Raw genomic sequence first — 22,473 nt, forward strand, 5'->3', positions numbered from 1 at the left:
TACAACCGTGTTAGACAGATGTGCAAGACGTTTGTGTCAGACGGTACGATCACCGCATGGGCAACAAGGAGAAGCTGCTGGACGGCGCGCTGCAGTGCCTGCTGGACAAGGGCTACGCGCGCACCACCGCGCGGGACGTGGCCTCGACCGCCGGGGTCAGCCTGGCTGCGATCGGCTACCACTTCGGCACCACCGACGCGCTGCTCAACGCCGCGCTCGACCGGGCACTGGAGGCGTGGGGGGCCGCGCTGGAGGCGGCGCTGCGCGACGAGGGCGACGCGGCGCTCGACCCGGCCGCCCGGTTCACGGCGATCTGGACGCGGATCATCGCCTCCGTCGAGGCGCAGCCGGCCCTGTGGAAGCTGCAGTTCGAGGTGGTCGCCCAGCTCGCCGTGCTGCCCGAGCTGCACGAGCGGTGGCAGCACTCGCTCGCGCAGGCGCAGGAGGGCCTGGCCGCGCTCTTCGGCGGCAGCCCCGGCACCGGCGCCCTCTACCAGGCGCTGCTCACCGGGGTGGTCGTGCAGCACCTCGTCGCGCCCGGCCGCGGCGTGGGCGGCGCCGAGCTGGCGGCAGCGTTGCTGGAGGTCGCGGGGCGGCTGCGTACCGGCGAAGATGCGGCGCAACACGTGTAAAAGCCGCGAACCGCGGTAGCCCGGGGGTATGACCGCCACATCGGACCAGCGGGCGTTCACCGAGGCGCTGACGACCGACCAGGGCATCCGCGTCGACGACACCGACAACTCGCTGCGCGCCGGGGCCCGCGGCCCCAGCCTCCTGGAGGACTTCCACCTCCGGGAGAAGCTCATGCGCTTCGACCACGAACGCATCCCGGAGCGGGTCGTGTACGCGCGCGGCGCCGGCGCGCACGGCGTGTTCAAGGTCCACGAGCCGCTGGACGAGTACACGACCGCGGACTTCCTCACCGACCCGGACGCCGAGACACCCGTGTTCGTGCGGTTCTCCACCGCGCAGGGCTCGCGCGGCTCCTGCGACACGCCCCGCGACGTGCGCGGCTTCGCCACGAAGTTCTACACCCGGCAGGGCAACTTCGACCTGGTCGGCAACAACATGCCGGTCTTCTTCATCCAGGACGGCATCAAGTTCCCCGACCTGGTGCACGCCCTCAAGCCCGAGCCGCACCACGAGATGCCGCAGGCCACGACCGCGCACGACACGTTCTGGGACTTCGTCACGCTGCAACCGGAGACCATGCACCACGTCATGTGGCTGATGTCCGACCGGGCCCTGCCGCGCTCGTACCGGATGATGCAGGGCTTCGGCGTGCACACCTTCCGCCTGGTCAACGGCCACGGCCGCGGCACCTTCGTGAAGTTCCACTGGACGCCGGCGCTCGGCACCCACTCCCTGTGCTTCGACGAGGCGCAGCGCATCGCCGGCCAGGACCCCGACTTCCACCGCCGCGACCTGTGGGAGGCGATCGAGGCCGGCGCGCACCCCTCGTGGGAGCTCGGCGTGCAGCTGATCCCCGAGGAGCAGGCGTTCGCGTTCGACGACCTGGACCTGCTCGACGCCACCAAGCTGGTCCCGGAGGAGATCGTGCCGGTCACCCCGGTCGGGCGGCTCACGCTGAACCGCAACCCGGACAACTACTTCGCCGAGACCGAGCAGGTCGCCTTCAACGTGGGCAACGTCGTGCCGGGCATCGACGTCACCGACGACCCGCTGCTGCAGGCGCGGCTGTTCTCGTACCCCGACACGCAGCTCAACCGCCTCGGCGGGCCGAACTACCCGCAGCTGCCCGTGAACCGGCCGCACGTGCCGGTCCGCAACCACCAGCAGGACGGCCGGCATCAGCAGCGGGTCCCCACCGGCCGGGCCAACTACCTGCCCAACTCGCTCGGCGGCAGCCCGGCCGTCGCCGGCCCGGCGCACTACCCGGAGCTGGTGGACGGGCCGAAGGAACGCAAGCGCAGCGAGACCTTCGCCGACCACTACGGCCAGGCAACGCTGTTCTGGAACAGCATGTCGGCGTGGGAGCGGGCGCACGTCATCGACGCCTTCCGCTTCGAGCTGGGCAAGGTCGCCACGATGGCGGTCCGGGTACGGATGATCGAGCACCTCAACCGCGTCGACCACGACCTCGCGGTGGCGGTTGCCGCCGGGATCGGCGTCGAGGAGCCGGTGCCGTCCGTGGCCAACCACGGCCGTGCCTCGGCCGCGCTCAGCCAGGCCGGCACCGCGCGCAGCCCCGTCACCACCCGCAAGGTCGCGGTCCTGCTGGGCGACGGCGTGACCGCCCGCCCCGTCGCCGCGCTCTTCGACGACCTCACCGCGCGGGGCGTCACCGTCGAGCTGCTCGGCCCGGTCGACGGCACGGTCGCCGCCGACGACGGGCTGCCCATGGAGGTCACCCGGGCGATCGGCACGGTCGCGTCGGTGCTGTACGACGCGGTCGTCGTCCCCGACGGGGCGCTCTCCCTCGCCGCCGACGGCCGGGCCGTGCGCTTCGTGGCGGAGGCGTACAAGCACGGCAAGGCGGTCGCGGCGGCCGGCTCCGGCATCGACGTGCTGCACCGGGCGTACGTGCCGGTGGACGTGCCGGACCCCGCGCTGATCCTCGACGCGAACCCGATCCCGGGGCTGCTCGCCGCGCTGGCCGCGCACCGCAACTTCGACCGGGACGTGTCGGCGATCCCCGCCTAGCGGCGGGTGTGCTGCGGGCCCTGCGGCCCGCAGCACGCACGTCGGTGCGCTGCGGGCGGCCTGGGCCTGCCGCGCGCGCTCAGGGGCGGTCCTCCTGGGCCTTCTCGAGGAAGCGGTGGCGGTCGACCATCATCCGCTCGACCCGGCCCTCCGCGACGACCTGGCGGCCGTCCCGGGCGACGATCTCGAACACCAGCTTCCGGCCGTCGGCCTTCGCCAGCCGCGCCTCGACGATGACCCGGGCACCGATCGGGCTCGCCGCCCTGTGCTCCAGCTCGACCCGCGTGCCGACCGTCGTCAGCCCCGGCGGCAGGCGCCGGACCAGGGCGCCGACGGTCGCCGCCTCGGCCAGCGCCAGCAGCTTCGGCGTGCCGAGCACCGGCACGTCACCGGAGCCCAGCGACTGCGCGGTGTCGGCGTCGGTGACGGTGAGCTCGACCCGGGCGAGCGCGCCCACCCAGGGTGCCGCGTCCACAGAGATGCCCATACCCACCACCCTAATGAGTTTCGGGGCGAAAACGCCGCCGCTACAGTCGGGCGGGTGCGTGACCTTGCGGCCTGGGTCGACGCCGGCGGGGTCGTCGCCCTCACCGGCGCCGGCGTCTCCACCGACTCCGGCATCCCTGACTTCCGCGGCCCTGACGGCGTCTGGACCCGCGACCCCGAGGCGATGAAGCTGTCGTCCATCGAGCACTACGTCGCCGACCCGCAGGTCCGCCGGCGCGCCTGGCAGGAGCGGCTGCACAACCCGGCCTGGACCGCCGAGCCGAACCCCGCCCACCACGCCCTCGTCGACCTGGAACGCGCCGGCAAGCTCACCGCCGTCATCACCCAGAACATCGACGGGCTGCACCAGCGGGCCGGCGCCGACCCGGCGAAGGTCATCGAGCTGCACGGCACCCTGTCGCAGACCGAGTGCCTCGGCTGCGCCGAGCGCCGCCCCATGCCCGACACCCTGGCCCGGGTCAGCGCCGGCGACCCCGACCCGGCCTGCCTGCGCTGCGGCGGCCTGCTGAAGTCGGCGACGATCTCCTTCGGCCAGGCGATGGACCTGCCGACCCTGGAGGCCGCCGCCTCCGCCGCCATGGGCTGCGACGTGTTCCTGGCCGTCGGCACCTCGCTGACCGTGCACCCGGCGGCCGGTCTGGTCGACGTGGCCCGCAAGGCCGGCGCGATGGTCGTCATCGTGAACGCCGCACAGACCCCGTACGACGCCGTCGCCGACCTGATCGTCCGCGACCCGATCGGCGAGGTCCTGCCCCGCCTGGCCGCCGCCGCCACCTGACCGCGCCGCGGTGGTGGCCGCGGGTGTCGTGCGCTGACCGTGCCGCGGGGTGCTGTGGGTTCGGTGACCCCGCGTGCTGGTGGTCGGCGGTGCTGGGCCGGTCGCCGTGGCCGTCCGGCCCGCCGGGCAACTGCTGACCGCCGCGGTTGTCCGGCGGTCGCCACGTGCCCGCCTCACCGGCACGGCGTGCGCCGCACCACAGGCGTCGAACGCCTGACCGCCGACCATCGCCGGGTGCCTGCCTGGTCGGCGCGGTGCGCGTCGTACCGCGGCTTGGCGGGCGGGGGTGGTGGCTGGTCAGTGGGGGTCGGGCTTGCGCAGCGAGACCCTGGGACCGGCGGCGGCGCGGCGGGCGGTGCGGGAGCGGGCGGCGACGAGGTCGGCGAGGGCGTACGCGTCGGCGGTGGCCCGGTGCCGGCCGACGGCGTGCAGGCGGCCGGCGGTGTCGACGTGGACGGTGGCGAGGTCCAGCGCGCGCTGCAGCGGGCCCTGGGTGACCCGGACGCTCTGCACGCGGACCAGGGGCACCGCGACCAGTTCGCGGGTCAGGACGCCCTCCCGGACGGCGACGACCGTGTCGGTGACCGCGAGGCCGATCCGGGACCACGCCAGCGGGGCGAGCCAGCGGGCGCGGCGGGGTGGTCCGGCCACCGGCAGGGCGCCGGCGTCCAGGGGTGGGGCGGTGACGGCGCCGTGCACGGCCGTGCCGAGGATGCCGGCGGCGACCGCGAGGGTCTCGGCGGAGGCGGCGACCGGCACGAGGGTGCCGGCGCGCAGCTGCTCCTCGCCGTTGCCCGCGTACCCGGCGACGTCGATGCGGGCGCGGGCCCAGCCGGGGGAGCGCCACAGCAGCGGCCAGGTCACCTTGAGGCCCTGGACGCGGCGCGGCGGGACGGTCTGGCTGCGCTTGTTGAGCAGGCCCTGGCGCACGCGCAGGGCGGCGGCGTCGGTGCCGATGGTGAAGTCCCACTCGTCCAGGACGCGGCGGACGGGGACCTGGAACACGCCGAGGAACGCGGTGATCGTGCTGGCCGCGCCGATCAGCGTCCAGGTCGGGTCGAGGGACGCCTGCCAGGAGACGAACGCGAGGCCGACGGGCACCGCGAGGGCCTGCGGGGTGAGCAGCTGCGCCTGCAGCAGCCGCCGGTTGACCACGGTGAAGACCCCGGCGACGTCGGTGTCGGCGGCGGGGGCGTGCGGCACGCCGGTGGACAGGCCGATGAGGCGGGAGCGCAGGTTGGCCGCGCCGGCGACGGTCAGGTAGGCCAGCGGCGCCTCGGTCTTGTTCGCGCCGATCACTTCCAGGCGCAGCTCGGCCAGGCCGAAGACGCGGGCGAGGAGGGGCCGCACCACGTCGATGGCCTGGACGCGTTCCAGTGGGATCGTTCTGGTCCGCCGGGAGATCAGTCCCTCGTGCACCCGCAGCTCGCGGCCGACGACCTCGTAGCCGGTGACGAGCCAGACGACGGCGGAGACGAGGACGGCGGCGACGAGGATCGCGCCCATCGCGGCGAGCCAGTGCAGCGGACCGAGGTCGCGCAGGCCCTGCCAGGAGACTGCCACGGCGGCGAACGCCACCAGCTTGGCCCCCTTCAGCAGTGGGGTCAGCGGGTGGAGTCGCTGCCTCACAGGCCCTCTTCGCGGATCTCGCCGAGGGCGGCGAGGCGGTCCCGCAGCCGGGTCGCCTCGGCGGCCTCGAGCCCCGGGACGGAGGCGTCGCTGGCGGCCGCCGCCGTGTGCAGGGTGACCGTGGCGAGGCCGGCGGCGCGTTCCAGGGGGCCGGCGGTGACGTCGACGAACTGCATCCGCGCATACGGCACGATCGACAGCCGCCGGACCAGCAGCCCGTGCCGGACCAGCAGGTCCTCGGCCCGCTCGGCGTAGCCCCAGGCGCGCACCGAGCGGCGGACGAACACCGCGCGCAGCGCCCCAAGTACCAACGCCGCGAACACGAGCAGGAGAAACCATCCGCTGACCAGAACGGCCGCGACGACCGCCGCGACCGCGAACGCGAGCGTCCAGGCCGCGAGGACGGCAAGCCGCAGCCAGAAATACCTTGGCGAGATCGACCGCCATACGACGGTTTCCGGCGGCGCGGTCACGGTGTCACCTCACTGCGCTCCGGACCCATCACTCTTCGAGCGTAGCCGCATCCACGGGGGTGACGTCGCGGAGGAAACCGCGCGCGGTCAGGAAGTCGCCCAGCGTGGTGCGGTGGGTGTCGCAGGCGAGCCAGATCTTGCGCCGGTCGGGGGTGTGCAGCTTCGGATTGTTCCAGCGCAGCTGCCACGTCGCCGGGGCACGGCAGCCCTTGGCGGAGCAGATGAGGGGATCCACGCGGCCAGTGTGCCAGCGGTGGGAAGAAGGGTGAGCGCCGGGCGGCCACGGGGGAAGCCGCCCGGCGACGGGGTGAATCGTACCCACGCGGGTACGGGTGATGTCCAGTCACCCGAGGTGTCCGAAACGAAAATCCCGAAGAATCACTAGCCGTTTATCCGAAGAAACGGTAAAAATCGGTCGCGACTAGGACTCCCAGAAGCTTCCCAGTGACGTCGGATCGCGTTGGGTTGGTCCGGCGTGCGAGTCTTGGAGTGCTCTCATAGCCAGCATGAGTGGAGGACCGGTGACCCAGCCGAGCAACCCCGTCTCGCCACCAGGTGGGCAGGTCTCGACACCCGCACAGGACGCGACCGTGCTGGAGCGCGCACTGTTCGAGGTCAAGCGGGTCATCGTCGGCCAGGACCGGATGATCGAGCGGATGTTCGTCTCGCTGCTGGCCCGCGGCCACGTGCTGCTGGAGGGCGTGCCCGGCGTGGCGAAGACGCTCGCCGTGGAGACCCTCGCCCGGGTGGTGGGCGGCACGTTCTCGCGCATCCAGTTCACCCCCGACCTGGTGCCCGCCGACATCGTCGGCACCCGCATCTACCGGCAGTCCAGCGAGAAGTTCGACGTCGAGCTCGGCCCGGTGTTCGTCAACTTCCTGCTCGCCGACGAGATCAACCGCGCGCCCGCGAAGGTGCAGTCGGCGCTGCTGGAGGTCATGGCCGAGCAGCAGGTGTCCGTCGGCGGCGAGACCTACGACGTGCCCCGGCCGTTCCTGGTCATGGCCACGCAGAACCCGATCGAGCAGGAGGGTGTCTACCCGCTGCCCGAGGCGCAGCGCGACCGCTTCCTGATGAAGATCCAGGTGGGGTACCCCACCGACAGCGAGGAGCGCGAGATCGTCTACCGGGTCAGCGTGAAGACCCCGGAGCCGGTGGCCGTGCTGACCCCGACCGAGCTGATGGCGTTGCAGGACAAGGCCGACGACGTGTTCGTGCACAACGCGCTCGTCGACTACGCCGTGCGGCTGGTGGTGGCGACCCGCGCCCCGGCCGAGCACGGGCTCGCCGACGTCGCGCAGCTCATCCAGTACGGTGCCAGCCCCCGCGCCTCGCTCGGCATCGTGCGCGCGTCGCGGGCCCTGGCGCTGCTGCGCGGCCGCGACTACGCGCTGCCGCAGGACGTGCAGGACATCGCGCCCGACATCCTGCGCCACCGGCTGGTGCTGTCCTACGACGCGCTCGCCGACGACATCCCGGCCGACGACATCGTCAAGCGGGTCCTCGCCGCGGTGCCGCCGCCGACCGTCGCGCCGCGCCAGCAGGCCGTCGCGCAAGGACCCGGGACCGTCGGCCCACCGCCGACCACGATCACCACGTGGCCGGGCCGCTGATCCATGGCCACGGACGACGCCCGCGCCGAGGTCGTGCTCAACCGCATGCAGCTGCTCGTCACCCGCAAGCTCGACGGCCTGCTGCAGGGTGACTACCTGGGCCTGCTGCCGGGCCCGGGCACCGAGGCCGGGGAGTCGCGGGAGTACCGCCCCGGCGACGACGTGCGGCGCATGGACTGGCCCGTCACGGCCCGCACCACGCTGCCGCACGTCCGGCAGACCGTCGCCGACCGGGAGCTGGAGACCTGGCTCGCCGTCGACCTGTCCGCGAGCCTCGACTTCGGCACCGCCCGGTACCTCAAACGCGACCTGGCGATCGCCGCGGCTGCGGCCGTGTCGCACCTGACCGTGCGCGGCGGCAACCGCATCGGCGCGGTCGTCGGCACCGCCGGCGACCTGCAGCGGCTGCCGGCCCGCCCGGGCCGCAAGGACGCGCAGGGCCTGCTGCGCACGATCGCCTCGACGCCGGCCCAGCCGGGCCGCGCGGACCTCGGCGCGCTCATCGACATGCTCAACCGGCCGCCGCGCCGCCGCGGCATGGCGGTGGTCATCTCCGACTTCATGACCCCCGTCACCCAGTGGGCCCGCCCGCTGCGCAAGCTCGGCGTCCGCCACGACCTGCTGGCCGTGGAGGTCGTCGACCCGCGCGAGCTGGAGCTGCCCAACGTCGGCGTGATCGCCCTCGTGGACCCCGAGACCGGCCGGATGCACGAGGTGCAGACCGCCGACCCGAAGCTGCGGCACCGCTACGCGCATGCCGCCGCCGCGCAGCGCGCCGAGATAGCCTCGGCACTGCGCGGTGCCAACGCCGCGCATCTGAGGCTGCGCACCGACTCCGACTGGCTGCTCGACATCGTCCGGTTCGTCGCCGCCCAGCGGCACGCCCGGACGAGAGGGACGACCCGATGATCCGTTTGCTTTCACCGTGGTGGCTGCTGTCGCTGCTGCCCGTCTTCGCCGTCATCGCCGTGTACGTCTGGCGCCAGCTGCACCGCCGGGCGTTCGCCGTCAAGTTCACCAACGTGGACCTGCTCAGCAGCCTGGTGCCCAAGGGCATCGGCGTGCGCCGGCACGTCAGCGCCGCCGCCTTCCTGCTGAGCCTGCTCGTGCTCAGCTTCGGCATGGCCCGCCCCTCGGTCGACACGAAGGAGCCCCTCGAGCGGGCCACCATCATGCTCGCCATCGACGTCTCCCTGTCGATGCAGGCCACCGACGTGCAGCCGACCCGCATCGACGCGGCCAAGTCGGCGGCGACGGACTTCGTCAGGCAGCTGCCGGCGTCGTTCAACGTCGGCCTGGTCTCCTTCGCCAAGTCCGCCAGCGTCCTGGTCTCCCCGACGAAGGAGCGCAACGCCGTGCTCCAGGCGATCGACGGCCTCACCCTGCAGGAGTCGACCGCCACCGGCGAGGCCGTCTTCACCAGCCTCGACGCGATCCGCACCGTCCCCGCCGACGGTGCCGCCGGCCCGCCGCCGGCCCGCATCGTGCTGCTGTCCGACGGCTTCCGCACCGCCGGCCGCTCACTGGAGGACGCCTCCGCCGCCGCCACCGCCGCGAACGTGCCCGTCTCCACCATCGCGTTCGGCACCGACGAGGGCGTGGTCCGCATCGGCAACACCCCGCAGCGCGTCCCCGTCGACCGCGCCTCGCTGCAGAAGGTCGCCGAGACCACCAAGGGCTACTTCTACGAGGCCGCCAGCAAGGAAGAGCTCAAGCGGGTCTACACCGACATGGGCAGCTCCATCGGCTACAAGACCAAGCCGCGCGAGATCACCCAGTGGTACCTCGGCGCCGGCTTCCTGCTGGCCCTGCTCGCCGGCGGCCTGAGCCTGCTGTGGGGCAGCCGCCTGCCGTAAGCGGGCGAGGCCAGGGTGGGTTCCCGCCCGGAACCGCGGTCGGCACCCCCGCGAAGGATTAGCCTGCAGTACAAGCCCCGGTGTGGCACCACGCCGGGGCAGAGGGCGACCACGACGGCTCCGCCCCGTCCAGCCCCTGACGGGAGCCGACCACGACGCAGCTAGGAAGCGCAGCGCCCGATCTCGCCAGTCGGGCCGGAGTGCAACGGGCGAGCGCAGCGAGCATGGGGGGTCGCGGGTGGGAACCCCCGCCGCGCGCCGCCTGCGGCGCGCAGCCAGCTCGGCTCAGCTCAGTGCGCGCCGACCATGTAGTACAGGGCGGCGACCCACATGGCGGCCAGGAAGAATCCAATGGGCGCGATGAAGCGGCTCATGACGTGCTCCCAACGGTGTGTCTCGAGAAGAACAGAGAACAGACACGCGGAGCCGTGATCGGGGAAGGACTACACCCGGTCACGACTGGAAGGATCGCTACTTCGCACAGCGATCACCTCCAGAGAGCAGCAGCCGCACCGGGCGGTCAGCGATAAGCACGCGCAGACGCCGCCATGGTACCGCCACGCCACAGGGCACACATCAGCCGACTGGCGAGTTGGCGGGTACCCGTCAGTAACACCTAATCTCCACACAGCTAATCGCAGATCGCAGAAGGGCGGCAACGTGGCGAGGACCGTGCTGGTCACCGGCGGTAACCGAGGGATCGGGCTGGCAATCGCCCAGGCCTTCGCCGGGCAGGGCGACAGAGTCGCGGTGACGCACCGGGGTTCCGGCGCGCCGGACGGGCTGTTCGGTGTGCAGTGTGACATCACCGACAGCGCCGCGGTCGACGCCGCGTTCACGACGGTGGAGGCCGAGCTGGGCCCGGTCGAGGTGCTCGTCGCCAACGCCGGCATCACCGACGACACGCTGCTGCTGCGGATGAGCGAGGACCAGTTCACCCGGGTCCTGGACACGAACCTGACCGGCTCGTTCCGGTGCGCGAAGCGGGCCGCGAGCAAGATGCTGCGGGCCAGGTGGGGGCGGATCATCTTCATCTCGTCCGTCGTCGGCCTGTACGGCGGCCCCGGCCAGGTCAACTACGCCGCGAGCAAGGCGGGTCTGGTCGGCATGGCCCGGTCGATCACGCGGGAGCTCGGCAGCCGCAACATCACCGCGAACGTGGTGGCGCCCGGGTTCATCGAGACCGACATGACCGCCGTGCTGCCCGAGGCCACCCAGGCGGAGTACAAGAAGGCCATCCCGCTCGGCCGGATGGCGAAGCCCGAGGAGGTCGCCGGCGCGGTGACCTGGCTCGCCAGCGACGCCGCCGGGTACATCACGGGCGCCGTCATCCCCGTCGACGGCGGCCTCGGCATGGGCCACTGAGGCACTGCGGTCACTGAGGCACTGCGGCCTCTGAGGCACTGCGGTCACTGACAACGCCAGCGGTTAGGACACTGAGGAGAACCATGAGCGGACTGCTCGAAGGCAAGCGGCTGCTGATCACCGGGATCATCACCGACCAGTCGATCGCCTTCTCCGTCGCCAAGCTCGCCCAGGAGCAGGGCGCGACCGTCGTGCTGACCGGGTTCGGCCGGCTCTCGCTCGTCGAGCGGATCGCGAAGCGGCTGCCGAAGGAGGCGCCGGTCATCGAGCTCGACGTCACCAACCCGGAGCACCTGGCGGGCCTCGCCGACAAGGTGCGCGAGCACGTCGACGGCCTCGACGGGGTGCTGCACTCGATCGGGTTCGCCCCGGCCAGCTGCCTCGGCGGCGGGTTCCTGGAGGCGCCGTGGGAGGACGTCGCGACGGCGCTGCACGTGTCGACGTTCTCGTACAAGTCCCTCGCGGTGGCGTGCCTGCCGCTGATGGGCACCGGCGGCTCGATCGTCGGCCTCGACTTCGACGCCACGAAGGCGTGGCCGGTCTACGACTGGATGGGCGTGGCGAAGGCCGGCCTGGAGTCCGCCTCCCGCTACCTCGCCCGGGACCTCGGCCCGCGCGGCATCCGGGTGAACCTGGTGGCCGCCGGCCCGCTGCGTACCATGGCCGCGAAATCCATCCCCGGGTTCGCCGTCTTCGAGGACTCCTGGGCGAAGACCGCGCCGCTGGGGTGGGACCTCAACGACCAGGTCGCGGCGGCGAAGGCATGCTGCGCGCTGCTGTCGGACTGGTTCCCGGCCACGACCGGCGAGATCGTGCACGTCGACGGTGGGTACCACGCGGTCGGTTCGTCCTGACCATGTTGTAACAATGGGACGCGTGGCTTATGACGCGTTCCTGCTGGTCTCGTTCGGCGGTCCGGAAGGGCAGGAGGACGTCCTGCCCTTCCTGGAGAACGTGACGCGGGGCCGAGGCATCCCCGCCGAGCGGCTGGAGGCGGTCGCCGGGCACTACCGGCACTTCGGCGGCGTGTCGCCGATCAACGCGCAGAACCGTGCCTTGCTGGAGGCCCTGCGCCCGCACCTCGACCTGCCGATCTACTGGGGCAACCGCAACTGGCACCCGTTCCTGGAGGACGCGGTGCGCCAGATGCGCGACGACGGGGTCCGGCACGCGCTCGCCTTCGTGACCAGCCCGTTCGGGTCGAACTCCTCGTGCCGGCAGTACCAGGACGACATCGCCCGCGCGCGGGAGGCCGTCGGACCCGACGCCCCGGTCATCGACAAGATCCGCCATTTCCACGACCATCCGCTGTACGTGGAGTCGCACGCCGCCGCGGTGCGCGCCGCGCTGGAGACGCTGCCCTCCCGGCTCAGCGCCAGGCTCGTGTTCACCGCCCACTCCATCCCGACCGCGATGAACGACGCCTCCGGCCCCGGCGGGGTCGGCCGGTACCGCGCCCAGCTGCTGGAGACCGCCGCCCTGGTCGCCGCCGCGGCCGCCCCGGAGCTCGACTGGGACCTCGTCTGGCAGAGCCGCTCCGGCCCGCCGCAGGTGCCGTGGCTGGAGCCTGACGTCAACGACCACCTCGAGGCGCTGTCTGCGGCAGGTGTACGGGAGGTCGTGGTCAGCCCGATCGGCTTCATCTCCGACCACCTGGAGGTGATCTGGGACCTCGACAACGAGGCCCGGGACACCGCCGCGAAGCTCGGGCTGGTCTTCGCCCGGGCGGCCACGCCGGGCACCGACCCCCGCTTCGTGACTATGATCCGTCAGCTCGTCGACGAGCGCGTGCTAGCTCACAGTAACGTTCGTCACGCGCTCGGAACCGTCCCCACCTGGGATTTCTGTCCGGCCGACTGCTGCGTGTCACCGAAACGCGTATAGGCCCGAAACGTATCTGAGGGAGCATGTACGCGTGAGAGAACGCAAGCCCATCGAGTCCTGGCTCACCGACATGGACGGGGTCCTCGTGCACGAGGGCGAGCCCGTGCCCGGCGCACCGGAGTTCGTCAACCGGCTGCGCTCGTCCGGCAAGCCGTTCCTGATCCTGACCAACAACTCCATCTATACCGCCCGTGACCTGCAGGCCCGCCTGCGCCGCATCGGCTTCGACGTGCCCGAGTCCGCGATCTGGACCTCGGCCCTGGCCACCGCCCAGTTCCTGGACACCCAGCGTCCCGGCGGCACCGCGTACGTCATCGGTGAGGCCGGCCTGACCACCGCCATGCACGAGGTCGGCTACATCCTCACCGACACCGAGCCCGACTACGTCGTGCTGGGCGAGACGCGCACCTACAGCTTCGAGGCGATAACGCAGGCGATCCGCCTCATCAACGACGGCGCCCGCTTCATCTGCACCAACCCCGACGCCACCGGCCCGTCCAACGAGGGCGCCCTGCCCGCCTGCGGCGCCGTGGCCGCCCTCATCTCCAAGGCCACCGGCATCGAGCCGTACTTCATCGGCAAACCCAACCCGATGATGATGCGCTCGGCGCTCAACAGCATCGACGCCCACTCCGAGACGACCGCGATGATCGGCGACCGGATGGACACCGACGTCCTGTGCGGCCTCGAAGCCGGCCTGGAGACCATCCTGGTGCTCAGCGGCATCTCGACGGTGACGGACGTGGAGCGCTACCCGTACCGCCCGTCCCGCATCATCCCGTCGGTCGCCCACCTCATCGACGAGGTCTGACCCGCCGTCGGCCGGCCGCCGTGCGCCCCTTCGTTGACCTTGGAGACTTTGACCCCGCCCCTGGCGTGCCGAACTCTCCAAGGTCAACCGGCAGCCGCACCCGGATCGCCCGGCCGATGCCGGCAACGCGGATGATCGCTGTTCCCGGCGACAGGAATACACCGCCGCGTCCCGCGCGGCTCTGGCGTCGGCTGCGGCCCAACGGCCGATCACCGCGACGGTGGCCGGCCACGGTGTGCGGCGCGCACGCGCGTGAGGCTGCCGCGCGCAGCGCACGGCAGTGCGAGCGCGAGCGAGCATGGGGGCCGCGGGTGGGAACCCCCGCCCCGCGCCGCCTGCGGCGCGGAGTATTACAGCAGCGGGGCGTTGCAGGCGGCCACCAGCGCGCGGCGGCAGGCGGTCGTCAGGGGGCGCAGGGCGGCGTCGCGCTGCTGGACCTCGTAGCCGTTGATGGCGCCGCCCGGGGCGGCGTGTTCGGCCAGAGCGAGGACGCGGTCGAGGACGGCGGCGCGGGCGTACAGGCGGCGGGCGCGTGGGTCGTAGCCCGGGGGAAGGTCGGTGGCGCCGTCGGGTTTGCGCAGGGCCTCGATGGCGCCGGCCAGCTCGGGGCGCCACTGGGCGATGTCGAGCTTCGCGAGGGTGCGGGTCGCCGTGGCCAGCTCGGCGGACAGCTCCGCCTCCGCCTCGGCGGTCGACGGGCCCGCGGCCGGCGGGACGGACGTGGGCAGCACGAACACCTGCCAGCGGACCGTCTCGAACTCGTCGCCCGAGCCCGAGGTGTGCAGGCGGACCTCCGGCACGAAACCGAGCCCACCCGCGATGACGCCCTCGCCGGCGAGCAGGGCCGCGCCGCTGAAGGGGCCCGGGCCCGGCAGGCCGCGAGGGTCACCCGGGACGGGGAGCACCAGGCGGACCTCGTCCGGGTGGAGCTTGGACAGCGCGGCGATCGCGTCCGTTAGGGACACGTCGGTCCAGGTGCCGGGGACGTCGGAGACCATGTGCTCCTCGTCGCCGGAGATCTCGGCGGCGGCGTCGTCGCACGGCACGAGGCCGGCGCGCCACGCCCGGACCCATGCCACGAAACGCGCCGAGCGGCGCGCCTGCAGGGTCGCCGCGCGTGCTGCGGGGGACATGGGAGCAAGGGTACGTGCTGACGTGCCGGTATGTCTCGCAGGCGACGGAGGCTTGAGCCGATACGCTTGCCGTCCATGGACGTGCTCGCGAACAACGACTGGCGGCGGCGGCGCACGGTCCCGACGGTGGACGCCGAGCTGGACCTGGTCGTGGAGGATGCCGACTCGGGGTTCTGCGGGGCCGTCGTCGGGTTCGAGCTCGGCGCGGTGGTGCTGGAGGACCGGCACGGCCGGCGGCGCAACTTCCCGCTGGAGCCGGCGGCGTTCCTGCTCGACGGCGAGCCGGTGACGCTGGTGCGGCCCGTGGCGACGGTCAGGCCGCGGCGCGAGGTCACCGCGTCAGGGTCGATCGCGGTGGCGGGGGCCACGGCGCGGGTCGCGCGGCGCAGCCGGATCTGGGTCGAGGGCATCCACGACGCCGCGCTCGTCGAGCGGATCTGGGGTGACGACCTGCGGGTCGAGGGCGTCGTGGTCGAGCCCCTGGACGGCATCGACGAGCTGAGCGCGGCCGTCGCCGCGTTTCACCCGGGCCCCGTCGCGCGTCTCGGTGTGCTCGTCGATCACCTCGTACCAAACTCCAAAGAAAGCCGAATTGTCGGGAATATCAGGTCACCGTACGTCCTCATCACCGGGCACCCCTACGTCGACGTCTGGCAGGCCGTGAAGCCCGCCGCGGTCGGCATCCGGGCGTGGCCCACCGTGCCACCCGGACAGCCCTGGAAGGAGGGCGTGTGCGCCGCCCTCGGCGTGGCCGAGCCCGCCGACCTGTGGCGGCGCATCCTCGCCTCCGTGACCAGCTACAAGGACGTCGAGACCCCGCTGATCAACGCCATGGAGCGCCTCATCGACTTCGTCACCGAACCCGACGAGGAGCTCTAGCGGGCGGGCCAGCCGGCCGGCCACGGGTCGCGGGTGAGCAGGAACGTCGCGATGTCCAGCGCCACCACCGTCCCGTCGCCGTCGCGCACCACCCGCAGCAGCTCCCCGTCGTTGTCCCCGGACCGGCCCCGCCACACGTCCGCGGCCGGCCCGTCCGGCACGAACCGCCACGGCGTGCGCGCCGGAGCGAGGGGCGTCACGACCAGCTCCCCGCCGGCCCAGCCGACCTCGTGCTCCCGCCCCATCCACCACCACCGGCCGGTGAGCGGCGCGATGTCCGCCGGAGGCGAGGAACGCGGGTGCCACGGCGCGACCCGTGCCGGCTCCCGGTCCAGCACGGCGTCCAGCAGGTCGAGGCCGAAGCCGCTCATCCCGCCGGCCGCCGAAGGTCCGTAGTGCATGGTGTACGCGTTGCCGAACGCCACCACGCCGGTGCGCGACGGCCGGTGCACGGCGAGGATCGCCAGGTAGCCGGGCATCGAGCCGCTGTGCCCGACGAAGACCCGCTCGCCGCGCCGCCACAGCTGCAGGCCCAGGCCGTGCCCGGCGCTCCAGCCGTCCAGGTCGCTGATGACCACCGGCGCGCACATCTCGGCGACGGTCGCCGGCGCGAGGACCGCCGGGTCCGGCTCGGCCAGGAAGGCGGCCCACCGGGCCATGTCCTGCACCGTCGACCACAACTGCCCGGCCGGCGCCATCGCGCCGGCGTCGTGCCGCGGCTCCTCTCGCAGCTCGTCCAGCCACGGGTGTACGACGAAGCCCCGCGCGAACGGCTCGACCGGCCCGTACGTGGTCCTGTCCAGCCGCAGCGGGCCGAGGAGCCGCTTGGCGAGCATCGACGGCCAGTCCTCGCCGCCGAGGCGGGCCACCATGGCGCCCAGCAGCCCGTACGCGAGGTTCGAGTAGTGGTACCCGTGCAGCGGCGGGTACGCGACCTTGTCGGCGGTCAGCGTCGCCAGGAACGTGTCGACGTCCACCCCCGCGGCCCGCTCCCACCAGTCGCCGTCGGGCTCGCGCTGCACCCCGCCGGCGTGGCCGAGCAGCTGCCGCAGGGTGACCGCGCCGACGGGGGTACCGGGAAGATGGCGGTAGAGCAGGTCGTCCAGGGCGAGCTTGCCCTCGTCGCGCAGGGCGAGCACGAGCGCCGCGGTCATGGTCTTCGTGATCGACCCGATGCGGAACTGCAGCCCCGCGGCCGGCCCTTCCAGGCCCGCGGCCGCGACGTGCGCCAGGGCGCCGTCGCGCACGACGCCGGCGACGAGGACCGGCACCCGCCCGCCGGCATGGGCGCGCGCGACGAGGTCGTCGACGCGCGAGACGGTCTCGGGCAGCAGCGGCACGGCTGACCTCCAAAGGGGGTGACGGGGTCCTGTCACCCCCAACTGTGCGCCCGGGTGAGCGGCACCGCGCGGCGGCAAGGATTCGGCAAGACGAGTGATCGGACACGGGCGCCGCGTGCATCGGCGTGACACGATCGAAGCGTGGACCTGTGGCTGATCGTCTGGCTGATCATCGGCGCCGTGCTGGTCGTGGCGGAAATCTTCACGACCACGTTCATCCTGCTGATGTTCAGCCTCGGCGCGTTCGCCGCGGCCGGCGCGGCGGCCCTGGGCGCGGGGGTGCCGGTGCAGGCGGCGGTGTTCGCGGCCGTGTCGGCGCTGTCCTTCCTCGCCGTGCGGCCCACGTTGCAGCGGTACATGCGCCGCGACGAGCGCGACACCAGGATGGGTGTCGAGGCTCTGGAGGGCTCCACCGCGCTCGTCATCGAGGCCGTCGACCATGACAGCGGGCAGATCAAGATCGACGGCGAGTTGTGGCGGGCCCGCCCCTACGACGTCACGCAGACGTTCGAGGTGGGGGAGCGGGTCCGGGTGATCGAGATCAAGGGTGCTACCGCAATGGTGTGGAAGGACTGAGCCAAGTGGATCCGAGTACATTCCTGGCGATCGTCGTCATCGTCGCAGCGCTCCTCGCCGTCGTGACCGTCGTCAAGATGGTCAAGGTCGTGCCCCAGCAGGTCGAGTACGTCGTGGAGCGGCTCGGCAAGTACAGCCGCACCCTGACCCCCGGCCTCAACATCCTGGTGCCGTTCATCGACTCGGTGCGCAACAAGGTCGACAAGCGCGAGGTGGTCGTCAGCTTCCCGCCGCAGCCGGTCATCACCTCCGACAACCTAGTCGTGTCGATCGACACCGTCCTGTACTTCAAGGTCGTCGACTCGGTGCGCGCCACGTACGAGATCTACAGCTACCTGCAGGGTATAGAGCAGCTCACGGTCACCACGCTGCGCAACGTCATCGGCTCGCTGGACCTGGAGAAGGCGCTCACCAGCCGCGACGAGATCAACCGCCACCTGTCCGGTGTGCTGGACGAGACGACGGGCCGCTGGGGCATCAAGGTCACCCGGGTCGAGCTGAAGGCGATCGAGCCGCCGCCGAGCATCCGCGACTCGATGGAGAAGCAGATGCGCGCCGAGCGCGACCGCCGCGCCGCGATCCTGCACGCCGAGGGTCTCAAGCAGTCGCAGATCCTCACCGCCGAGGGCGAGAAGCAGGCCGCGGTCCTGCGCGCCGAGGGCGAGCGGCAGTCGCGCATCCTCACCGCCGAGGGCCAGGCGAAGGCGATCCGCACCGTCGTCGACTCGATCCACGCGGCGAACCCGGACTCGAAGGTCATGGCGTACCAGTACCTGCAGTCGCTGCCGCAGATCGCCGCCGGCCAGTCCAACAAGCTGTGGATCCTGCCGGTCGAGCTGACCAAGGCCCTGGAGGGCATCGGCGGCGCGCTCGGCGGCATGGCGCAGCTGTCCGACGCGGCCCGCACCGACCTCGTCGAGCGCAACGCCGGCCAGGAGGAGTCCGCGGACGTCGTGGAGGCCCGCCGGTCCGCCGAGAACGCGGCCGCCGCCGCCAACGCCGAGGCCGCCGCGGCCGCCGCCCAGGTCTCCGGCCGCCCGCAGGCCACCGCCGGCGCGATCACGGCCGAGGACATCGCCGCCCTGGACGACCAGCCGACCCGCGAGCTGGAGCGCTAGGGGGCCGCACGGTCCGGACCGCGGTCGGGGGGCGCGCGGTCAGGGCGTCGCGGTCAGCGGCACAGCTCCCAGAACGCGACGGCCGCCGCCGCGGCGACGTTGAGCGAGTCCACGCCGTTGTGCATGGGGATCACGACCCGCACGTCACTGGCGTCGAGGGCCTTGGCCGACAGGCCGGGGCCCTCGGCGCCGAGCAGCAACGCCGTGCGCTCGCGCTGCGCCGCGGTCAGCCGCTGGATCGGCACCGCGTCCGGCGCCGGGGTCATCGCCAGCAGCGTCAGCCCCGCGTCGCGGACCGCGGCCAGCCCGTCCGGCCACGGTTCGAGGCGCGCGTACGGGATCGCGAACACCTCACCCATGCTGACCCGCACGCTGCGCCGGTACAGCGGATCCGCGCACGACGGCGACAGCAGCACGGCATCCATGCCCAGCGCGGCGGCGCCCCGGAAGATCGCCCCCACGTTGGTGTGGTTGTTGACGTCCTCCAGGATCGCGACCCGCCGCGCCGTGCGCAGCACGTCCGGCGCCGCCAGGTCGGGTCGGCGGTGGAAGCTGGCGAGCACCCCGCGGTGCACGTGGAACCCGGTGATCGCCTCGAGCGTCGCCTGGTCGCCGGCGTAGACCGGGACACCCCGCAGGTCCAGGTCGTCCAGCTGCGCCACCCGCTTGGCGTCGATCAGCACGGACCGCGGGCGGTAGCCGGCCCGCAGCGCCCGCCGGATGACCAGCTCGCCCTCGGCGATGAACAGGCCGTTGGGCGGCTCCCACCGGGTGCGCAGCTCCACGTCGGTGAGCGCCCGGTAGTCCCCGATCCGCTCGTCGTCCTGGTCCGTGACCATCGTCGCGCTCAACACCCGGTCGATTCTGCCCTGCTACCCCGATGGCTCGACGGCGAAGGTAGCCGCCGCGCATCGCGCTCCGGCGGCCACCATCGCTGCGGCGGGTCAGCCGTTGAGTCCGGCGTAGATCTGCTCGTTGGCCTCGACGACCGGGGTCGGCTTAGCGATCTTTACCGCGGTGCCGACGGCCGAGTAGGTCGTCGTCATGGTGTCGGCCTTGTCGTCACCGTGCTCCGGCACCGTGAAGGACAGCGCGGTCAGCTTGCCCTCGGCGTCGAGGGTGGCGGTGAACGGTATGGCTTTGGCCTTCTCGGCGAGCGCGGCGACCGAGTCGGCGCCGATGCCACCGACGCCGTCGCCGACCTTCGTCGCGTCGAACGTGCCGGTGATCTTCGTGCCGTCCTTCTTGGCGGTCACGATGGCCTTCGCGATGAGCGTCAGGCCGGTCGGGTCCTGCGCGGTGTTGATGAGCAGCTTGTTGAGTGACTGCAGCTTGCTCGGGTCGAAGTGGATCCACTTGTTCGTCGCGCCCGGGATCTGGACGCCGTCGAGCTTGACGTAGTAGTCCGTGCCGACGACCGTGACGCTGGCCTTGAGCTTGATGGCCGGGACGTCGGCGACCTGAGCCATGTTGCCGGCCGTGGGGTCGACCGACCCCTTGACCTGCGGGCCGCTCTTGGCCTTGGTCAGGAACGCATACGGCTTCGTGGCGAGGTCGGCGATCGCCGCCTCGAACTCGGCGGACCCGGCCGCCGGCTTGGCCGACGCCGACGCGGCCGGTGCCGCCGTGGTCGCCGGTGTCCCGGTCGCGTCGGCCGACGGAGACGAGTCCCCGCAGCCGGCGAGCAGGGCCGCCGCAGCGACGAACGGAACCGCGATGCGGTGCAATGCGCGCAAGATGATGCTCCCCTAGGTGGTGGTCGCCGGTCAGGGTACGGCAGCCTTGCCAGGGCGTACGACGGTCGTGCGGGTGGCCGAGCGCCCGTCGTCGATGAGTGCCTGATTGCCTGGCGCAGCGTCCAAGTCGCCGGGTCCGGCGAACAGCGGGTACTCCGTTCGAGGCGCGCAATAGGCCATTTCGCCGATCCGGTGCCGGGACGGTCGGGGAGATTCACTGGAAAGACGACTGGAGCGCATTTCGGCGGCGCCGTACCGTCGGGAGTCAATGACGCTCTTTCATCTGCGGAGAAGGCCGCGGACCTTCCGGTCGGCGTTCTCCAGGCGGACACTCCTGCGCCCAATTCGACCGATGTCGCTGCGTGTGTTGTTCGATCATGTCCGTGAGCCGGGGATTCGGCGCACCGTCGTTTCCGGGCTGGCGTCGTTCCGGATGTCGTTGCACGAGCTGTTCGCGTCCGGGCCGTGGCCGGTGCGGCCGCACGGGCCGCGGATGCCGCTGCTGCGCCCGCGGTGGCGGCCGGCGAACAGGATCCCGTTCGTGGGCGCCGCCCGGATGCCCGGGCTCGGCGCGCGCCGCGCGGACCTGAGGATGCATCACGTCCAGCGGCAGCTCCACCTCAACCGGCGTGAATGGAGGAATCACGAATGAGTGCGTCCGATTCGGATACCGGGCTGCTGTCCGGTCTCGGGAAACGCCGTCCGCGAAACTTCTTCGTATGGCTTTCCGGTGCCGATGTCGACGTCCTCGCGAGGTGCCCGGGCGAGGTCAGGAAATTCATCGGGCTCGGCGGCGTGGTGCTGACCACCTCGCTGCTGGCCGCCATTTCCTCGACATTCGCGTTGGTGACGGCGGCGCGGGCGCCGCTGGCGATCGCGATCGCGGTCGGCCTGTTCTGGGGACTGGCGATCATGAATCTGGACCGGTGGCTGGTGAGCGCCACCCCGCGGCGGGAGCGGTGGTGGCAGAACTTCATCGGCGCGCTGCCCCGGGTGCTCATGGCGCTCGTCATCGGCACGGTCATCTCCACGCCGCTCGTCCTCTGGATCTTCCAGCGCGAGATCAACTCGGAGCTGGAGACGATCCACCAGCGCAAACTGACCGAGCACCAGGCGGCCCTCGCCAACGACGAGCGCTTCAAGCGCATCCCGCAGCTGGAGGAGGAGGTCAAGCAGCTGCAGGCGGTCGCGAACGGCACCTCGACGAGCGTCGTCAGCGATCCGCAGATCGCGTCGCTGGAGGCGGAGCTCAAGGACCTCAACACCCGCTACGAGGCGGCGCAGGCCGAGGCGAACAAGGAGCTCGACGGCAGCGGCGGCTCCGGCAGCCGCGGCCCCGGCCCGATCTTCCAGAAGAAGCAGGCCGAGGCGAACGAGATCAAGCGGCGCCGCGACGACGTGCAGGGCCGGCTCGACGACGCCAAGAAGGCCAACCAGGCCAAGCAGCAGGCCGCGACGGAGAACACGCAGTCCAGCGCGAAGGGTGACCTGGCCACCAAGCAGGGCGAGCTCAACCGGCTCAAGCAGCAGAAGCAGCAGGACGAGGACGCCTTCGCCGCCGACGAACGCAACGACGAGGGGCTGCTGGCCCGTATCGGCGCGCTCAGCGAGCTGACGTCGAGCAACCCGACGCTGCGCGGCGCGTACCTGACCCTGCTGGCCTTCATCACCCTGATCGAGGTGCTGCCGGTCCTCGTCAAGTTCCTGATGACGCTCGGCCCGCCCAGCGCGTACGACAAGATCCTGTCCGAGTCGGAGTCGACCGACGTGGAGGCCGCCGAGGCGGAGCTCACGTACCGGCGCAACCTGGCCCGCACGGAGTTCGACATCCGCGCCAGCCGCGAGGAGGAGGCGGTCCGGGAGGTCGTGGACCGGATGGTCGCGGTCGAGAAGGCCGTCTACCACCGGGTCATCGACCACTGGGAGTCGGAGCAGACCCAGCAGGTGGCCGACGACCCGGAACGGTTCATCCGCCAGCGCGCGCCCCGCTGGCGGCCGACCCGGCCGCGGACCGACCAGGACGGCTACGACACGTTCCCCGGACCGGAGCCGACCGGCTACCGGTCCGGGGGCGGCGCCGCCTTCCAGCAGCAGCCGCCGTCCTGACGCGG

General features: G+C 72.1%; 23 protein-coding genes. 15 read left to right on the plus strand and 8 right to left on the minus strand.

The features are described from left to right. Positions 1–56 precede the first annotated feature (56 nt). Together OP18_RS32780 and OP18_RS32785 are read left to right on the plus strand one after the other, a co-directional pair. The gene (locus OP18_RS32780; protein WP_033362991.1) at positions 57–632 is read left to right on the plus strand and encodes a TetR/AcrR family transcriptional regulator; all 576 of its coding nucleotides are present in this window, start codon (positions 57–59) and stop codon (positions 630–632) included. A gap of 28 nt (positions 633–660) precedes the next feature. Further along, positions 661–2,664 carry a catalase gene (locus tag OP18_RS32785; RefSeq protein WP_081971306.1) on the plus strand — a complete coding sequence of 668 codons (2,004 nt, stop codon included), beginning with the start codon at positions 661–663 and terminating at the stop codon, positions 2,662–2,664. A gap of 79 nt (positions 2,665–2,743) precedes the next feature. Here the strand turns inward: OP18_RS32785 and OP18_RS32790 are convergent, their stop codons facing one another. Beyond that, a complete protein-coding gene (locus OP18_RS32790; RefSeq protein WP_033362992.1) occupies positions 2,744–3,151 on the minus strand; it encodes a thioesterase family protein in 408 nt (135 codons plus the stop codon). A 54-nt stretch (positions 3,152–3,205) separates the two neighbouring features. Here OP18_RS32790 and OP18_RS32795 point away from each other — a divergent pair, with 54 nt between their 5' ends. After that, positions 3,206–3,949: an SIR2 family NAD-dependent protein deacylase gene (locus OP18_RS32795; protein WP_033362993.1), complete on the plus strand. Its 744-nt coding sequence runs from the start codon at positions 3,206–3,208 to the stop codon at positions 3,947–3,949. A 297-nt stretch (positions 3,950–4,246) separates the two neighbouring features. Here OP18_RS32795 and OP18_RS32800 read toward each other — a convergent pair whose 3' ends face one another. Genes OP18_RS32800 through OP18_RS32810 form a run of 3 tightly spaced genes read right to left on the minus strand, consistent with a single transcriptional unit; the run spans position 4,247 to position 6,286 of the window. Next, positions 4,247–5,578, minus strand: a complete 1,332-nt coding sequence (locus OP18_RS32800) for a PH domain-containing protein (protein WP_033362994.1) — start codon at positions 5,576–5,578, stop codon at positions 4,247–4,249. Further along, entirely contained in the window at positions 5,575–6,051 is a 477-nt protein-coding gene (locus tag OP18_RS32805; RefSeq protein ID WP_033362995.1) for a PH domain-containing protein, read from the minus strand. The genes OP18_RS32800 and OP18_RS32805 overlap by 4 nt, the downstream gene beginning before the upstream one ends. 28 nt (positions 6,052–6,079) lie before the next feature. Beyond that, on the minus strand, positions 6,080–6,286 hold the full coding sequence (locus OP18_RS32810; protein ID WP_033362996.1) for a hypothetical protein: 207 nt from the start codon (positions 6,284–6,286) through the stop codon (positions 6,080–6,082). Positions 6,287–6,572: 286 nt separating this feature from the next. On the opposite strand from OP18_RS32810, the gene OP18_RS32815 reads away from it, so the two are divergent. From OP18_RS32815 to OP18_RS32845, 7 genes are all read left to right on the plus strand, one after another. Beyond that, the gene (locus tag OP18_RS32815) at positions 6,573–7,664 is read left to right on the plus strand and encodes an AAA family ATPase (protein ID WP_033362997.1); all 1,092 of its coding nucleotides are present in this window, start codon (positions 6,573–6,575) and stop codon (positions 7,662–7,664) included. Between the two features lie 3 nt (positions 7,665–7,667). Continuing rightward, positions 7,668–8,573, plus strand: a complete 906-nt coding sequence (locus OP18_RS32820) for a DUF58 domain-containing protein (protein WP_033362998.1) — start codon at positions 7,668–7,670, stop codon at positions 8,571–8,573. After that, complete coding sequence (locus OP18_RS32825; RefSeq protein ID WP_033362999.1) at positions 8,570–9,520, plus strand: VWA domain-containing protein; 951 nt, start codon at positions 8,570–8,572, stop codon at positions 9,518–9,520. The genes OP18_RS32820 and OP18_RS32825 overlap by 4 nt, the downstream gene beginning before the upstream one ends. Before the next feature lie 660 nt (positions 9,521–10,180). Next, positions 10,181–10,885 (plus strand): beta-ketoacyl-ACP reductase, encoded by a 705-nt coding sequence (locus OP18_RS32830; protein WP_033363000.1) that lies wholly within the window; start codon positions 10,181–10,183, stop codon positions 10,883–10,885. An 83-nt stretch (positions 10,886–10,968) separates the two neighbouring features. Continuing rightward, positions 10,969–11,739, plus strand: coding sequence for an enoyl-ACP reductase FabI (gene fabI / locus OP18_RS32835; RefSeq protein ID WP_033363001.1), 771 nt, complete (start codon positions 10,969–10,971; stop codon positions 11,737–11,739). A 22-nt stretch (positions 11,740–11,761) separates the two neighbouring features. Continuing rightward, complete coding sequence (locus OP18_RS32840; RefSeq protein ID WP_033363002.1) at positions 11,762–12,769, plus strand: ferrochelatase; 1,008 nt, start codon at positions 11,762–11,764, stop codon at positions 12,767–12,769. 31 nt (positions 12,770–12,800) lie between these two features. After that, a complete protein-coding gene (locus tag OP18_RS32845) occupies positions 12,801–13,580 on the plus strand; it encodes an HAD-IIA family hydrolase (protein WP_033363003.1) in 780 nt (259 codons plus the stop codon). A 350-nt stretch (positions 13,581–13,930) separates the two neighbouring features. Here OP18_RS32845 and OP18_RS32850 read toward each other — a convergent pair whose 3' ends face one another. After that, on the minus strand, positions 13,931–14,713 hold the full coding sequence (locus OP18_RS32850) for a hypothetical protein (protein ID WP_033363004.1): 783 nt from the start codon (positions 14,711–14,713) through the stop codon (positions 13,931–13,933). Between the two features lie 75 nt (positions 14,714–14,788). On the opposite strand from OP18_RS32850, the gene OP18_RS32855 reads away from it, so the two are divergent. Then, positions 14,789–15,592 carry a DUF3097 domain-containing protein gene (locus OP18_RS32855; RefSeq protein ID WP_033363005.1) on the plus strand — a complete coding sequence of 268 codons (804 nt, stop codon included), beginning with the start codon at positions 14,789–14,791 and terminating at the stop codon, positions 15,590–15,592. On the opposite strand, the gene OP18_RS32860 is transcribed toward OP18_RS32855, so the two are convergent. Further along, the gene (locus OP18_RS32860; protein WP_033363006.1) at positions 15,589–16,932 is read right to left on the minus strand and encodes a serine hydrolase domain-containing protein; all 1,344 of its coding nucleotides are present in this window, start codon (positions 16,930–16,932) and stop codon (positions 15,589–15,591) included. The genes OP18_RS32855 and OP18_RS32860 overlap by 4 nt on opposite strands. Positions 16,933–17,079: 147 nt before the next feature. Here OP18_RS32860 and OP18_RS32865 point away from each other — a divergent pair, with 147 nt between their 5' ends. Continuing rightward, the gene (locus tag OP18_RS32865) at positions 17,080–17,508 is read left to right on the plus strand and encodes an NfeD family protein (protein WP_033363085.1); all 429 of its coding nucleotides are present in this window, start codon (positions 17,080–17,082) and stop codon (positions 17,506–17,508) included. A 77-nt stretch (positions 17,509–17,585) separates the two neighbouring features. Continuing rightward, positions 17,586–18,626 carry an SPFH domain-containing protein gene (locus OP18_RS32870; RefSeq protein ID WP_081971326.1) on the plus strand — a complete coding sequence of 347 codons (1,041 nt, stop codon included), beginning with the start codon at positions 17,586–17,588 and terminating at the stop codon, positions 18,624–18,626. Positions 18,627–18,679: 53 nt separating this feature from the next. Here OP18_RS32870 and OP18_RS32875 read toward each other — a convergent pair whose 3' ends face one another. Continuing rightward, positions 18,680–19,465: a TrmH family RNA methyltransferase gene (locus OP18_RS32875; protein WP_033363008.1), complete on the minus strand. Its 786-nt coding sequence runs from the start codon at positions 19,463–19,465 to the stop codon at positions 18,680–18,682. Between the two features lie 105 nt (positions 19,466–19,570). Continuing rightward, a complete protein-coding gene (locus OP18_RS32880) occupies positions 19,571–20,362 on the minus strand; it encodes a hypothetical protein (protein WP_156089964.1) in 792 nt (263 codons plus the stop codon). A 268-nt stretch (positions 20,363–20,630) separates the two neighbouring features. Between OP18_RS32880 and OP18_RS58790 the strand changes: the two genes are divergently transcribed. Then, positions 20,631–21,014 carry a hypothetical protein gene (locus OP18_RS58790; RefSeq protein ID WP_162189868.1) on the plus strand — a complete coding sequence of 128 codons (384 nt, stop codon included), beginning with the start codon at positions 20,631–20,633 and terminating at the stop codon, positions 21,012–21,014. Continuing rightward, positions 21,011–22,468: a DUF4407 domain-containing protein gene (locus OP18_RS32890; protein ID WP_162189869.1), complete on the plus strand. Its 1,458-nt coding sequence runs from the start codon at positions 21,011–21,013 to the stop codon at positions 22,466–22,468. The genes OP18_RS58790 and OP18_RS32890 overlap by 4 nt, the downstream gene beginning before the upstream one ends. Positions 22,469–22,473 lie beyond the last annotated feature (5 nt).

The organism is Dactylosporangium aurantiacum (assembly GCF_000716715.1).
Classification (GTDB): Bacteria; Actinomycetota; Actinomycetes; order Mycobacteriales; family Micromonosporaceae; genus Dactylosporangium; species Dactylosporangium aurantiacum.